The sequence below is a fragment of the Amycolatopsis sp. NPDC052450 genome, assembly GCF_044547565.1.
Lineage (GTDB): Bacteria > Actinomycetota > Actinomycetes > Mycobacteriales > Pseudonocardiaceae > Amycolatopsis.
The window spans coordinates 345,021-358,896 of record NZ_JBIUAQ010000002.1 but is presented as its reverse complement, the minus strand read 5'-3'; the positions used below and the strand labels follow the sequence as shown (position 1 = coordinate 358,896).

12 protein-coding genes, 1 tRNA gene and 1 pseudogene are annotated in these 13,876 nt (G+C 67.6%); 10 read left to right on the top strand and 4 right to left on the bottom strand.

The window, feature by feature from the left end; genetic code table 11:
- Nucleotides 1-371 precede the first annotated feature (371 nt).
- Nucleotides 372-752: a LuxR C-terminal-related transcriptional regulator gene (locus ACIHAO_RS06565; protein WP_396555102.1), complete on the top strand. Its 381-nt coding sequence runs from the start codon at nt 372-374 to the stop codon at nt 750-752.
- Nucleotides 753-908: 156 nt separating this feature from the next.
- Here the strand turns inward: ACIHAO_RS06565 and ACIHAO_RS06560 are convergent, their stop codons facing one another.
- On the bottom strand, nt 909-2,975 hold the full coding sequence (locus tag ACIHAO_RS06560) for a M48 family metalloprotease (RefSeq protein ID WP_396555101.1): 2,067 nt from the start codon (nt 2,973-2,975) through the stop codon (nt 909-911).
- Nucleotides 2,962-3,465 carry a hypothetical protein gene (locus ACIHAO_RS06555; RefSeq protein ID WP_396555100.1) on the bottom strand — a complete coding sequence of 168 codons (504 nt, stop codon included), beginning with the start codon at nt 3,463-3,465 and terminating at the stop codon, nt 2,962-2,964. The genes ACIHAO_RS06560 and ACIHAO_RS06555 overlap by 14 nt, the downstream gene beginning before the upstream one ends.
- A 511-nt stretch (nt 3,466-3,976) precedes the next feature.
- Between ACIHAO_RS06555 and ACIHAO_RS06550 the strand changes: the two genes are divergently transcribed.
- From ACIHAO_RS06550 to ACIHAO_RS06530, 5 genes and pseudogenes are all read left to right on the top strand, one after another.
- On the top strand, nt 3,977-4,930 hold the full coding sequence (locus ACIHAO_RS06550) for a TIGR03557 family F420-dependent LLM class oxidoreductase (RefSeq protein WP_396555099.1): 954 nt from the start codon (nt 3,977-3,979) through the stop codon (nt 4,928-4,930).
- Between the two features lie 60 nt (nt 4,931-4,990).
- Nucleotides 4,991-5,551 (top strand): (2Fe-2S)-binding protein, encoded by a 561-nt coding sequence (locus ACIHAO_RS06545; protein WP_396555098.1) that lies wholly within the window; start codon nt 4,991-4,993, stop codon nt 5,549-5,551.
- The gene (locus ACIHAO_RS06540) at nt 5,548-6,549 is read left to right on the top strand and encodes an FAD binding domain-containing protein (RefSeq protein ID WP_396555097.1); all 1,002 of its coding nucleotides are present in this window, start codon (nt 5,548-5,550) and stop codon (nt 6,547-6,549) included. Before ACIHAO_RS06545 ends, ACIHAO_RS06540 begins: the two co-directional genes overlap by 4 nt.
- Nucleotides 6,546-8,644, top strand: a pseudogene (locus ACIHAO_RS06535) (xanthine dehydrogenase family protein molybdopterin-binding subunit). Before ACIHAO_RS06540 ends, ACIHAO_RS06535 begins: the two are co-directional and overlap by 4 nt.
- Before the next feature lie 86 nt (nt 8,645-8,730).
- Nucleotides 8,731-9,177 carry an SRPBCC family protein gene (locus ACIHAO_RS06530; protein WP_396555096.1) on the top strand — a complete coding sequence of 149 codons (447 nt, stop codon included), beginning with the start codon at nt 8,731-8,733 and terminating at the stop codon, nt 9,175-9,177.
- A 346-nt stretch (nt 9,178-9,523) separates the two neighbouring features.
- Here ACIHAO_RS06530 and ACIHAO_RS06525 read toward each other — a convergent pair.
- A tRNA-Leu gene (locus tag ACIHAO_RS06525) sits at nt 9,524-9,600 on the bottom strand.
- 173 nt (nt 9,601-9,773) lie between these two features.
- Between ACIHAO_RS06525 and ACIHAO_RS06520 the strand changes: the two genes are divergently transcribed.
- Nucleotides 9,774-10,385 (top strand): ANTAR domain-containing response regulator, encoded by a 612-nt coding sequence (locus tag ACIHAO_RS06520; protein ID WP_005157321.1) that lies wholly within the window; start codon nt 9,774-9,776, stop codon nt 10,383-10,385.
- A 2-nt stretch (nt 10,386-10,387) separates the two neighbouring features.
- Here ACIHAO_RS06520 and ACIHAO_RS06515 read toward each other — a convergent pair whose 3' ends face one another.
- Entirely contained in the window at nt 10,388-10,930 is a 543-nt protein-coding gene (locus tag ACIHAO_RS06515; RefSeq protein WP_396555095.1) for a hypothetical protein, read from the bottom strand.
- A gap of 360 nt (nt 10,931-11,290) precedes the next feature.
- On the opposite strand from ACIHAO_RS06515, the gene ACIHAO_RS06510 reads away from it, so the two are divergent.
- The 3 genes from ACIHAO_RS06510 (at nt 11,291) to ACIHAO_RS06500 (ending at nt 13,800) form a co-directional block, all read left to right on the top strand.
- Entirely contained in the window at nt 11,291-11,713 is a 423-nt protein-coding gene (locus tag ACIHAO_RS06510; protein WP_396555094.1) for a hypothetical protein, read from the top strand.
- A gap of 496 nt (nt 11,714-12,209) precedes the next feature.
- On the top strand, nt 12,210-12,518 hold the full coding sequence (locus tag ACIHAO_RS06505; RefSeq protein WP_396555093.1) for a hypothetical protein: 309 nt from the start codon (nt 12,210-12,212) through the stop codon (nt 12,516-12,518).
- A gap of 34 nt (nt 12,519-12,552) precedes the next feature.
- Nucleotides 12,553-13,800, top strand: a complete 1,248-nt coding sequence (locus ACIHAO_RS06500; protein WP_396555092.1) for a nucleotide sugar dehydrogenase — start codon at nt 12,553-12,555, stop codon at nt 13,798-13,800.
- Nucleotides 13,801-13,876: the final 76 nt, after the last annotated feature.

Genomic DNA, 13,876 nt, shown 5'->3' with positions numbered 1-13,876 from the left:
CGGCGCGGAGATGTCTGCCAGCGATATCGGCACCTATTTGTCCCTGGTCGCCACGCTCTTGAGGGGCTTCGCGCCGAACCAGGGCTCTAGGTTCCCAGTGGCTTCCCTGGCGATCATGGCACGGGTCGCTCGACGTGGCGGATGCCGGCGAGGGGGTGAGTCCGATCAGGTTTCCGCCGGGGCTCCGGCGCGGAGCAGGCCGTGGCCGGCGGCGAAGGGGATCGCGTCGCAGACGAGGCCGGCGCGCGGGTGCGGCAGCGCCGCGATCACCCGCCTGGCCGCGGCCGAATTTCCGCGAGAGTCCTCGTGTTGACCACGTTCGACCTCGACGAGTACCTCTTCGGCGCGCTGGCCGCCGGAGCCGCCGGCTTTTGCTCAAGGACAGCGATCCCGCCCTCCTCCTGGACGCCGTGCGCAACCTGTACGAGGGACGCGGGCTGCTCGACCCGAAGGTGACCGGGCGGCTCATCGCCCGTTTCGCTCAGCTGTCGCCCCGGCCCGCGGCACGCCCGCACGACCGGCTCACCCCACGCGAACACGAGGTACTGACGCACATCGTCCGCGGTCTGAGCAACGGTGAGATCGCCGCCGCCCTCACCATCGAGGAGGGCACCGTGAAAACACATGTGGCACGCATCCTCACCAAGCTCGGCCTGCGCACCCGCGTGCACGCCGTGATCTACGCCTACGAGCACGGCCTCGCCCAGACGCGGGCCGGAAGAGCGGTTCACGACGCTCGCCGCCGATGGTGAGCCAGGAACCGCGCGGCATTTCACCCCGCTGACCATCCTTTCCTTGGTGCATTCTCTCGGTTCAGGTGATCGCGAGGATGGCCGCTGATGTCGATCGACGAACAGGCTGAGCTCCTCAAGGGACGGCGACGTCGCGTGCGGGCGGGTTCACGATGTTCATGTAAGGACATTGCTCAGGTGCATGACGATCGTGGTGGTGCCCCCCGCCGTGACGAGGGCGAGTGCCGGCCGGTGCCAGGTGCGGGTGCGGAGCCATCGGCCGGGGAGCAGGGTGATGGGCAGTGCGAGGCAGAGAACGGCCAGGGTGGGCAAGGCCATGGCCGAGGTGAGGTAGGGGATGAGGTCGTGCTGTGGGTCTCGGGTCAGGAGGCATCCGGTGATGGTGAGGAGAGCGGCCAGTGGGGCGGCGGCGAGTGACTTCCCGAGTCCCATGCGGCCGTCGACTGCGGTGAGCGCGAGCACACAGGCCGTCGCCGCGCTGACGGCGACCCACCAGTCGAGCCGGTCCAGGGCCAGCGGGTCGGTCTGGTTGACGTCGAGGGGCAGCAGCCAGCGTCCGGCCAGTGCCGCGGCCGTGGCGGTGACACTGGCCGCGAGCAGGGAGAGCCTTTGGCGGTTCCAGTACCAGGCGAGCCCGGCGACGACGATCAAGCCGATCGCGGCCGGTTCTCGCCACGCCGCGGTCATGCCCGCGAGCGCTATCCCGTAGAACCAGTTCTCGGCGATGGTGATCAGGACGCCCGAGGTCATTCCGATCCACCAGGCGCCGGTGAACAACGCGGTGTTCAGTACGGCGGCGAGGATCCAGATCCGGCGTGGCGTGGGGGTGGCGCCGGCGTGGGTGGCCCAGAGGGCGGCGAGGGCGAGGCTCACGCAGGCGGCTCCGGCCATGGCGAGTGAGATCGCGACGAGTTGCGGCCAGTCGCCGAAGGGACTCAGATCGGTGGTGCCGGTGCGGGAAAAGTCGGTCAGGAAACCCAAGGCCACACCCAGCGGCAGGCTGAGGGTGACACCGGCCATCGTGAGAGCGGAGCGCTGGGTGGTTCGCCAGAGCGCGGTGCCCCAGCCCGCCGCGGTCAGCACGCCCGCCAGCAAGCATGACAGCGGTATCGCGTAGGACTGGGAATCCTCTCCCGTGCCGAGAAGCGTGGGGAGCGCCACCAGCGTCGCCGTCTGGGCGGCCATCGCGGCGAGCGCACCGTAGACGACCCCGTCGAGGACCCGGGTCTGCCCGGGAAGGTCGCCCGCGTCGAGCACGGCGATGCGCCGCGCCGGTGGCGGGTGAATGGCCTTGGCCCGGCGCCACCAGGACATCCGCTTGGTGGTGGCGCGGCTGAGCAACGCGCGCAGCGGTGCCGACGGGAATCCTTGGACAGCACGGAGGTCGGCTTCGTGCTCGCGTGAACGCAGCACGCTGGTGGAGACCAGCGCGGTCAGCGTGAGCACCAGTGCCGCGCGAGCGGCGTACTCGGCCCAGAACGGTGCCCACAGCGTGTGCGGGGACTCCGGGTCACCGCTCAGCACTGCCTGGATTTCGGTGGTGACCATGGGCAGCAGCAGAACGGGCGGTAGCGCCCACCAGACACCTCGGGTGAGCCACACCAGGCCGACATCGCCTGCCGCGACGTGGGCGCTTTCGTGCCGCACGATCGCCTCGGCCTGCTCGGTGGGCGCGGTCAGGATTCCGGGTGGGAGCACCATCCGGGTCCGGCGCAGGAACCGGATGGTGAACGCCTCCCGCAACGCCAACGAGCCGAAGACGACCTGCGGGGGTGCCGCGCGGCGGTGCATCGACCGCACCGCTCGCTCCGCGCGTTCCTGCCACACCCGCGGCGCGGGCCGGACCGGACCCGCGCGGCGAAAGAGCCGCCACGGCAACAACTGCGTCAGCGTGAGACCGAGCAGAAGTACCAGGACCGCACCGCTGAGCGAGATCAGTCCCTTACGCCGTTCGGCGGGCGCCAGACACTGCAGGAACTGCTGAGAGTTCGCCACGCTTTGGGCTGGTGTGTCGCCGGCGGTGACCGGAGGTGTCGCCGCCCGGCAAGCCAGGAAGGCGTCCCTCCACGCCAATCCCAGGAACTGGCCGTGGAGAAGGCTTCCGACGAGTACTCCGGCGAGCAGCAGCACCACGATGAGCAGTGTGTACCGCCCGCGCCCCGCGGACGGTACGGGTGCGGTTCCCGCGGTGACGCCGGGCGGCCGCTGCTCAGTCGTTGTCATGGGGCGGTTTTCCGGGCAGCAACGCGTCGCTGACCTTTCCCGCGATTTCACGGGCCACCTCGGGGCCGGCTCCCGTGCCGGTCAGATGGATCGTGATGACCATGGTGAGTTCGGCGTCGGCACTCGTCACCGGGCGAGCGGCGTCATCGTCGGCTCGTCGTGCTTTGCGCGCGGCCCACGCTTCTGTGAGCCGGTCGCGTACCGCGTCCAGCGTCTTGTCGGCGGCCTTCTCCACGAGAATGTTCCCCAGATAGGCCGCCGCCGCGAGAATGTACGGCGTCATCAGCACCAGATCCACCCCGATACCCACCGGCGCACGCAGGGTCTCCGGATTCAGCAGCCGGTCCGGATCACGCCGATACTCGTCCACGACGGCGTCGAAGAGGCCGAGCTCCGGCGGATAGTGCGTGCCGACGACCTCGCGGGCGAGCTCCAGCACGTCTGGATCACCAAGCGGAACCGCCGAGGGCGACGGACGGCGCAAACTCATGAGAAGTCCTTATCTCGTCAGCACGGCCCGGCGCCGCGATACCGGTACCTGTCGTGACGGACACCACCTCTGTTACGCGAAACAGCTGACCAAAACTGGCCAAAACAAGGGCGGCACGCGAAAGCCCTAGTCAGCGTTCTGGTGCAGCTAGTAGGTCGTCGAGCGGATTCAGCTGACTGGAGAATCACCCATGGGGCCCAAACTCGACTTACTGGTCTTCCCCCGATTCCGTCGCCTCGCTGGTGAAGATTCCTGACGACCGAGCGAGTACTCGGCCAGGTCGCACGGGTGAGGACCGACCCGATGGCCGGTGGACCGAGGATTTCCCCCGACAACCGTGTGATCGGCGAGGAGAACGGCCGGAAGCCGCAGCGATCGGCGCCGTGGGCGTAGTCGAATCAGGCCGGCGGGCTCGGCCATTCCATCATGGACGGTCACCCGGAGCCGGTTCTGCTCAACAGATGTGGAGTACTTCAGTGTTTGCCCGACACTGTGCGGGGAAGCCATGATCATGGTGAGCGTCGGATATTTCTTGTCCTGTGAGGAGTTCGGACCACTTGAGCTGGTGGACCAGGCCCGTAAGGCCGAGGACGCCGGGTTCGAGCGGTTGTGGATCTCCGATCACTTCCACCCATGGCTGGAGGAACAGGGGCAGAGCCCGTTCGTCTGGTCGGTGATCGGCGCGCTGAGTCAGGTGACTTCCCTGCCGATCACCACCGCGGTCACCTGTCCGCTGGTGCGGATCCATCCCGCCGTCGTCGCGCAGGCGGCGGCGACGGCGGCTGTGCAATGCCGGGGCGGTTTCACCCTGGGGGTCGGCACCGGAGAGGCGCTCAACGAGCACGTCACCGGACAGCCGTGGCCGACACCACCCGTCCGGGTGAAGATGCTGGAAGAAGCCATCCAGGTGATCCGCGAGTTGCACACCGGCAAACTGACGAGTCATCGGGGCGAGTACTACACCGTCGAAAACGCCCGTATCTACACCCTTCCCGAACGGCCGGTGCCGATCTATGTCTCAGGCTTCGGTCCCGCCGCCACCGAACTGGCGGCCCGGGCGGGAGACGGATTCTGCACGGTGTCGCCCGACCGGGAACTGGTCGATCTCTACCGTCGCGAAGGCGGAGGCGACCGTCCTGTGCAGGGCGGGTTGAAGGTCTGCTGGGCGGAGACCGAAGCGGACGGTGTCCGTACCGCGCACCGACGCTGGCGCAACGAGCTGCTGCCGGGCAAGCTTCCGTCGACGCTGCCGAATCCCGCGGACTTCACCGCCGCTTCGGAGCTGGTGACCGAAGAGATGGTGCGTGACCAGTTCGCCTGCGGTCCCGATCCGGACGAACATCTGAAAAAGGTTCGTGCGTTCGCCGAAGCCGGTTTCGACGAGGTGTACGTCCAGCAGATCGGTCCCGACCAAGATGCCTTCTTCCAGGCGTGGAAGACCGATGTCCTGCCGAGGGTCGGCTGATCCGGCCATGGCCGGAAAGGGCGAATGTTTCGCACCGGATCGCCGGGGTATCGCCACCCTATGCATCCGGCAACCGAAACCGATCCCGGACCACCGGCCGACGCCGCGGACATCGGCCGCGTGATCACGCTGCGCGTCGATGGGCGCGAGCATCGGCTTTCCGTGGACCCCCGCCGGACGGTGCTCGACCTCCTACGGGAGCAGCTGGGGGTGTTCAGCGCCAAAAAAGGTTGTGACCACGGCCAGTGCGGTTCCTGCACGGTCCTGATCGACGGCCGCCGGGTGCTGGCCTGCCTCACGCTCGCGGTGACCTGTGACGGCGTGGAGGTGACCACAGCCGCCGGGCTCGCCGCGGACGGCCTGTTGCATCCGGTGCAGCAGGCGTTCTTGCAGCACGACGCGTTCCAATGCGGTTACTGCACTCCCGGCCAGATCTGTTCGGCGGTGGGACTGCTGGACGAGTTCGAAGCGGGAGCGCCCAGTCAGGTCACCGTGCCGGTCACGGCCACGCCGGACTGGACGGATGCGGAGATCGCCGAACGGATGAGCGGCAATCTTTGCCGTTGTGGTGCCTATCCGGGCATCGTCTCCGCGATCCGCGAAACGAAAGGCGGCTCGTGAAGCCGTTCACGTTTGCGAGTCCGCGCGAGACCGAAGACGCGGTGCGGGCCGTGGCCGCCGAGTCCTCGGCGGTGTATCTGGCGGGCGGGACCAACCTCGTCGACCACCTGAAGCTCGGGGTCGCCCGCCCATCCCGGGTCGTCGACGTGAACGGCCTGATCTCGTCCGAGATCCGCGACGCGGACGACGGCGGCCTGATGATCGGCGCGGGGGTGCGCAACAGTGCTCTGGCGGCCGATCGCCGGGTGCGGGAGCGCTATCCGGTGCTGGCCGAGGCGTTGTTGTCCGGCGCGTCACCGCAGTTGCGGAACATGGCGACGACCGGTGGTAACCCACTGCAGCGCACCCGGTGCGTGTACTTCCAAGACGTCACGACGCCCTGCAACAAGCGGTCACCGGGAACGGGATGTTCGGCGCTGGGCGGCTACACGCGCCAGCACGCCATCTTCGGCGCTTCCGAGCACTGTGTCGCGACGCATCCGTCGGATATGGCGGTGGCGTTGACGGTCCTGGACGCGTCGGTGCGGGTGATCGGCACCGCGGGAGCACGGGACATCCCGTTCGGCGGCTTGCACCGCCTCCCGGGCCAGTACCCGGATCGAGACACGGTCCTCGAGCACGGCGACCTCATCACCGGCGTGGTCCTTCCCGCGACCTCGCGCGCATCGGCCTACCGCAAGGTGCGGGACCGCGCTTCCTACGGCTTCGCGCTCGTGTCCGTGGCGGCGGCACTGTCCCTTTCGGACGGTGTGATCGACGACGTCCGGATCGCGTTCGGCGGGGTCGCCCACAAACCGTGGCGGGCCCACCGCGCCGAGAGAGCACTGCTCGGGAAACGCCCCGTCGCGGACGTCTTCCGGGCAGCCGCCGACGCCGAACTCGAGCAGGCACGGCCGCTGGAGGGCCTGGACGGGGGCAATGGTTTCAAGGTCCCGCTCCTCCGCCGCACGTTGGCCGCCGCTCTGCGGGACCTGACCGCCGGGGAGACAGACCGATGACAGGAATGCTTCATCCACAAGCCATCGGACGTGGCGAGCTCCGGCGGGACGGTGCGGCGAAGGTCGCCGGAACGGCGCCGTACGCCTTCGAGACGGCGCCGGACGCGCCGCTGTACTGCCATCCGGTGCAGGCGACGATCGCTCGCGGCCGCTGCACCGAGATCGGCACGGTCGCCGCGGAAGCGCTCGACGGCGTACGCTGCGTGTCACCCCGTCCACCACCGAACGGCTCGCCGTCACCGATGACGCGGAACTCGCGGTCCTGCAGGACCACCGGATTCCGTTCCGTGGCCGGGTGATCGCGCTGGTCCTCGCCGAAGCCTCCGAAACCGCGCGGCATGCGGCGGAACTCGTCACCGTGCGCTACGAGCAGGACGCACCCGACTGCCGGTTGTCCGCCGATCACCCGGAGCTGTACAGACCCGACACGGTGAACCCGAGTTTTGCGACCGACACCGCGGAGGGTGATCTCGATGCCGGTCTCGCCGGCGCCGACGTCGTGATCGACGAGTGGTACACCACCCCGGCTTACTTCAACAATCCACTCGAACCGCATACGACCACCGCGTTGTGGGACGGCGACACGCTCTTCCTGCGTGAGTCCACCCAAGGGGTGCATCCGGTCCGCGACACCGTCGCCGAACTGTTCGGCCTGCCCTCCGAGAAGGTCCGGGTGAGCTGTCCCTACATCGGTGGAGGGTTCGGCTCGAAGGGCGTTCCACACGCCAACGTCGTGCTCGCCGCGCTGGCCGCACGGGCGGTTCCGGGCAGGCCGGTGAAACTCGCTCTGACCCGGCAGCAGATGTTCACCCTCGCCGGATACCGCACGCCGACCCTGCAGCGGGTCCGCCTCGGCGCCGGCCGGGACGGGAAGCTGTCCGGCATCGGCATGAACGTCGTCGAACAGACCGCGAAGATCAAGGAGTTCGCCGAACAGACGGCGGTCCCCGCACGGATGATGTACGCCTCGCCGAACCGGGTGACCAGTCACCGGTTGGCCGCGCTCGATCTGCCCGTGCCGTCGTGGATGCGCGCGCCGGGGGAGTGCCCCGGCATGTTCGGGCCCGAGGTGGCGATGGACGAACTCGCCGTCGCCCTCGACCTCGACCCGATCGATCTGCGCGTCCGCAACGAGCCGGAGCGCGATCCCGAAACGGGTAATCCGTTCTCCAGCCGGAATCTGGTCGCCTGCCTGCGACAAGGCGCTGAACGATTCGGCTGGGCGCACCGGGATCCGCGGCCGGGAATCCGCCGGGACGGGCGCTGGCTGGTCGGCACCGGGGTGTCCGCCTCGGTCTACCCGGCGAAGCGGACGCCCGGCTCCCGTGCGGTGATCCGCTTCGAAGGGGGCCGGTACGTGGTCGAAATCGGCGCGGCGGATCTGGGAACCGGTGCGTGGACGATCCTGCCCCAGATCGCGGCGGACGCGCTGGACGTACCCGTCGAGTCGGTCGAAACCCGTATCGGTGAAACCGACTACCCGGCCGCCACGGTCGCGGGCGGATCGTCCGGCACAGCCTCGTGGGGCTCCGCGGTGGTCGCGGCCGCTCGTGCCTTCCGCGACGAATACGGTCCCCGTCCAGGAGAGGGCGACGAGGCCGACGCTGAAACCCCCGACAATCCCGCCGAGGAGAAGTACGCGATGTACGGCTTCGGCGCGCAGTTCGCCGAAGCACGAGTCGACGCCGACACGGGCGAAGTCCGCATCTCACGGCTGCACGGCACCTTCGCCGTCGGACGGATCATCAACCCGGTCACCGCGCGGTCCCAGCTGACCGGCGGCATGATCATGGGCCTTTCGATGGCGCTGCACGAAAACGGCGTCCTCGATCCGCGATCCGGCCACATCGTCAACCACGACCTCGCCGAATACCACATCGCGACCAACGCCGACGTCCAAAACGTCCGCGCGGACTGGCTCGACGAGCACGATCCTCACCTCAACCCCATGGGCAGCAAGGGAATCGGCGAGATCGGCATCGTCGGCACCGCGGCGGCGATCGCCAACGCCGTCCACCACGCCACCGGCGTACGAGTACGGGATCTGCCGGTCACCCTCGACAAGCTTCTCCCCGGCCTGCCGGACCAGCCATGACGTCATGGCTGAGAAGGCGGCACCTTGAGCGCCGGACCCGCTCGGACGGGATGGTTTCGCGGAGAACCTCGGGGGTACCCGGCCGCATGACCGACTACCGGCACACGGCCACCATCGAGATGCCCGCCGACGACCTGTTCGCTTACCTGCGAGAGCCGCGGAATCTGCCTCACTACTTCCCTCAGATGAGCCAGGCCGAGCCTGAAGGCGGTGACACCGTGCACGTCGAAGCCGATGTCCACGGTGAGCACGTGGAGGGTGAGGCGTGGCTGAAGGTCGACGAGAGCCGCCGTTCGCTGCGCTGGGGTGCCGAGGGGCCGCATGACTATCAGGGGGAATTGTCGATCGAGGAGGACGGCCCTGCGGCGTCTCGTCTCACGGTGGCGCTGCACAGCGTCCGTGACGCGGATGATGAAGAAGTTCAACGCGGGCTCGAGGAGACCGTGGCCGCGCTGGCGCACACTGTGACCGCGGAAGCCGATGTGGACGCCGCCGAAGAAGAAGGAGGCTGGACAGGGCGAGAAGCGCAGTAGTGGCAACTGCCGCGCTTCTCTTCGGCCTGGCGGCACTGCAACGCAGTATCGCACGCTTGACGCCAGTGGCAAGGGCTCAAACGAGGCGTCTGCCTGCGGAAACACGTGGTCAGCGGGCACTTGTCTATATAGATACTCACGCCACGGGAGGCCTGGTCCCGGCGTGTCGAGCCCAGTGGACACCCCACCACCTGGAAGGGATGGAGCGCCGCCAGGTGTGGGGCCCCACTCACCCGTTCACATTCTCGACTGCGCGCTGAAGATAGACGTGCCAGTCGAAGGGCCACCATGACAAGCGTTCTCAGGATGGTCGTTCACGAGAGGAAGGAGTCCATGTAGATGCTGTTGGTGCCCCCGGTGAGATTCGAACTCACACTGGACGGGTTTTGAATCCGTTGCCTCTGCCAGTTGGGCTACGGGGGCGGTGCCCGGTGAACTTTACGGGATCACGGGAGCGCGCCGTTCGCCGGGCCCGGGAGTGTGACGACCGTCTGACGTGGTGAACGCCATCTAGCCGTCTGGATCGTTCCCGGTAGGCTTCAGGTTCGCGGACAGCCCGCGAGCCGAACTGCCCGACGACCTTCAGGAGGACCCCGGTGACCGAGCAGGCTGCCGAGGCCAATGGTGCCGTCGCCGCACCCCAGCGGCGGGTGCTCGTGGCCGAAGACGAGGCCCTCATCCGGCTGGACCTCGTCGAGATGTTGCGCGAAGAGGGCTACGAGGTGGTCGGCGAGGCCGGTGATGGCGAGCAGGCCATCAACCTTGCCACCGAGTTGAAGCCCGATCTGGTGATTCTCGACGTCAAGATGCCCAAGCTCGACGGGATCGAGGCCGCTTCCAAGATCACCGGTGACCGGATCGCGCCGGTCGTCATCCTGACCGCGTTCAGTCAGCGTGACCTGGTCGAGCGGGCGAGGGACGCGGGCACGATGGCGTACCTGGTCAAACCGTTCGCGAAGCGCGACCTTGTGCCCGCGATCGAGTTGGCCGTGAGCCGGTTCGCCGAGCTCCAGGCCCTCGAGTCCGAGGTCGCTGGTCTCACGGACCGGCTCGAGACGCGCAAGGTCATCGACCGTGCCAAGGGGCTGCTGATGAGCCGTCAGGGGCTCACCGAGCCGGACGCGTTCCGGTGGATACAGCGCACCGCGATGGACCGCCGGACCACGATGAAGGCGGTGGCCGAGGCCGTCGTCGAGAGTATCGGCTGACGTCAGCTTTCGGTCTTGACGTACAGGCGCACGGTTCCGCCGCGGTGCGTGCGGAAATAGTTCTGGAGCTGTGCGCTGCTCGCGATGCAACCGGCACTGGTGAAATCGTCGCCCGCCGTCCTCGGCAGGGCGACGGAACACTGCGCAAGGTAGCTGAACTTGTCCGGCCACAGTACGAAGAAGGTGGCGCTTCCGGATCCCGTTCCGCCGTTGTTGCGGAACACGGCGCTCATCGAGCAGGCGTTGTCGTTGCACGGCCCGTTCCACTGCGACGAGCGCACTTGGAATTCGGGCCGGGCCGGCGGCGTCGTCCGGGTGGCTCGGGTGGTGGTCACGTCCGCTACATCGGTGTTCGACACCGGTTCACGTGTCTTTTCCGGCTCGGTGGTCCGGGTCGTCCGCGGCGCGCTCGTCGCCGCCCCGAACGTCCGTGAAACCGGTGGCTCGCTGGTGGGGGACGGGTCGAGGTCCTTGAATGGATTGAACCCGGTCAGCGTATTGACGGCCACGAAAATGGCCAATACCCCGCTGACCGCGCCGATCATGACGGCCCACTTCTTGTATTCGGGCTCGTCGTCGGTTTTCTTCGGTTCGTCCCCCGACATGGGCTCATCGTACGGGATCGCCCCGGCTCGAGGGAGGGCCGAATCCCGTCTCCCTGAGCTGTCCGCCGAGGGCGATTCGTCTCAGGAAGACGCATTACCGCAGGTCAGCGCCGCTGTTTCATTCCCGTGTCCCAACCTTCGCCGTCTGCCTTGCCGTCGGACTGTCCGGTTGATGACGATGGAGCCCATCGCGACTCTGATCGTGATAGGCGGCCGGGAATCCGACGCAGGGGGTCGAATTCCGTGCCGGAAAATGCCGCGAAGTGCGGTATCGACAATGAAACGGCAAGGGGAACGGAAATGCGCAAAGTGAAGCGAATCGCCGCTGTCGCGGCGGTGGTGATCGGCTCCGTGGCCACGGCGGGGGGTGCCACCGCGAGTGCGGCGGACCAGGCGCGGGCGCCGGAGGATCGGGCCACCTGCGCCAAGACGAAGGTCTGGCTGAATGACGACTGGGGCTGCGTGATCTCCTACGGAGACCGCTTGAAGGTCGCGGACGACACCTGGGACGGGAACGGCACGAGGCTGCGCTGGACCAGCTCGTTGCCGAATTCGCACGGGAAGTACAAGGGCTCCTGCAAGGACTACAACGGCTCGGAAAACGGGTCGGAGGAATGTGACTACAGCTTCCCGGAGGGGACGACCATCAACTACAAGCTGGAGCAGATCAGCGGCGGTGAGGTCGTCGACGAGACCGAAGGCTGGTTCCAGGCCGAGGTCTGACGGATACGGTTTCTGTTCGGCGGGCGGGCCGGAGAGGTGGTTGAAGCCACTGGGTCCGCACTCGCGTGCTTAGACCCGGATCTCGCGTGTTTGTAGACGTAACTCGCGTGTTTGGACTCCGCACTCTCGAGTGCGGAGTCCAAAGACGCGAGTCACGCCTTCACGACCGGCCGCCGAGGTCACAGCCGCCCCACTGTCACCAGGGACCGCATCCGCACGCGGGAGCGACACCGGCTCCGGCACCTACTAGGCCAAGACCACAAAGGACAGTTCGGTCGAGTAGTCCTCCATCGTCCGGGAAGGCGTTCGCGCCACTCGTTCATGTGAACAGCGCGCGTTCGAAGATCACGTAGAGAGCGCTTGAACCCGCCATCCGAATGATCCGTCCGGGTCGGCCGCAACCTGCGCGCGTGAAGATCCGCCGAGCAGCGAGTTTTACGCGGAGTGACTGTTAGCGTGCGGAGAGAAGTCATGATCTTGGATGTGGAGGCATTCGATGAATCGTCTTGTCATCGCCGCGTTGAGCGCGGCATCCGTCGGCGCCTTGCTGATCGTGCCGAGTCCGCCCGCGGAGGCCGCGGCCGGCAATGTGGTGGTCTTCTCCACCGAATTCCAGCGGCTGGACACCTTCAGGAATCCTGAGGGGTGCAACAAACTTCCTGTCGCCGCCCATGTTCTGGCCAACCTGAGTTCTTCGGATCTGGTCATTCACGGCGATCCGTTCTGCCTGACGCCCGGCTTGACGGTCAGAGCGGGATACGGCTCCCACGTCGCGGCGGGCAGTGGCTCATTCTCGGTCAGCTGATCGGCTCGCGTGACATCGAGACTGAGGGGGTCCCGTGGCTGTCGACGTTGTCGTTGTAGGAGTCGGCTACGTCGGGCTACCGCTGGCGGAAGCCGCCGCCGCGGCGGGGTTGTCGGTCGCCGGGTACGACACCTCGCCGCGAGTGGCGGCCGCGGTGGCCGCGGGCCGTTCGCATGTGCCCGACGTGTCCGCGAGCCGGTTGCGGTCGATGCGGGCGAGCGGGTTCACGGTGACGACCGACCCCGAGGTGCTCGGCGACGCGAAGACGATCGTGGTCTGCGTGCCGACCGGGCTGGATTCGACGGGCGGGCCCGATCTCGGCGCCGTGCGAGCCGCGGCGGAGACGGTCGCCGGACAGCTGACGCCGGGCACGCTGGTGGTGATCGAGTCGACGAGTTTTCCGGGCACCACCGACGAGATCGTCCGGCCCATCCTGGAGAAATACGGTCTGACCGCGGGAAAGGACTTCTCGCTCGCCTATTCACCCGAGCGTGTCGACCCCGGAAACCGGCGTTTCGGCATCCGTAACACCCCGAAGGTGATCAGTGGGCACACCCCGGCGTGCGCCAAGTCCTGCGCGGAGTTCTACGAGCGGTTCGTCGACACGGTGGTGGTGGCGCGCGGCACCAGGGAAGCGGAAATGGCCAAGCTGCTGGAGAACACCTACCGCTACGTGAACATCGCGCTGGTCAACGAGATCGCGATCTTCTGCGACCGGATCGGCGTCGACGTGTGGGACGTGCTGCACTGCGCCGCGACCAAGCCGTTCGGTTTCACGCCGTTCGTGCCGGGGCCGGGCGTGGGCGGGCATTGCATCCCGGTCGACCCCAAATACCTGCTGGACAAGGCCGAGCGGGAAGGAGCACTGCTCGGCGTCGTCCACGCGGCTCGCCTCGTGGACGACCAGATGCCGGAGCATGTGGTCGAACGGGTGACACGGCTGCTCGCCGAACACGGAAAACCGTTGCGAGGCGCGAAAGTGCTCCTCCTCGGTGTCGCGTACAAGGCCGACGTGCCGGACACCCGCGAGTCCGCCGCCATCCGGATCGCCGTCCGGTTGCGCGCGCTCGGGGCCGACCTGTCCTACCACGATCCGGTGGCCGTCACGGTGCCCGAACTGGGGCCACCGGTGGCCGATCTCGACGAGGTGCTCCGTACCGCGGACGTCGCCGTCCTGCTGGTGGCGCACCGCGCCTATGACCACGGCCGCCTGGCCTCGACGGCCAGGTTGCTGTTCGACGTGACGGGACAGGTTCCCGGAAAGGAGGTCGTCCGTCTTTGAACGTCCCGCCCGGGGTGTGCCGGGCGGACGCCGGTACCGCAATTCTTCGAAGCTTCCGCGAACAGGAGAGTGTACG

Bases quoted from the DNA above. Each gene is read 5' to 3' on its own strand.
- ACIHAO_RS06560 (WP_396555101.1), bottom strand. From the start codon at position 2,975: ATGACAACGACTGAGCAGCGGCCGCCCGGCGTCACCGCGGGAACCGCA.
- ACIHAO_RS06555 (WP_396555100.1), bottom strand. From the start codon at position 3,465: ATGAGTTTGCGCCGTCCGTCGCCCTCGGCGGTTCCGCTTGGTGATCCA.
- ACIHAO_RS06550 (WP_396555099.1), top strand. From the start codon at position 3,977: ATGGTGAGCGTCGGATATTTCTTGTCCTGTGAGGAGTTCGGACCACTT.
- ACIHAO_RS06545 (WP_396555098.1), top strand. From the start codon at position 4,991: ATGCATCCGGCAACCGAAACCGATCCCGGACCACCGGCCGACGCCGCG.
- ACIHAO_RS06530 (WP_396555096.1), top strand. From the start codon at position 8,731: ATGACCGACTACCGGCACACGGCCACCATCGAGATGCCCGCCGACGAC.
- ACIHAO_RS06515 (WP_396555095.1), bottom strand. From the start codon at position 10,930: ATGATCGGCGCGGTCAGCGGGGTATTGGCCATTTTCGTGGCCGTCAAT.
- ACIHAO_RS06510 (WP_396555094.1), top strand. From the start codon at position 11,291: ATGCGCAAAGTGAAGCGAATCGCCGCTGTCGCGGCGGTGGTGATCGGC.
- ACIHAO_RS06505 (WP_396555093.1), top strand. From the start codon at position 12,210: ATGAATCGTCTTGTCATCGCCGCGTTGAGCGCGGCATCCGTCGGCGCC.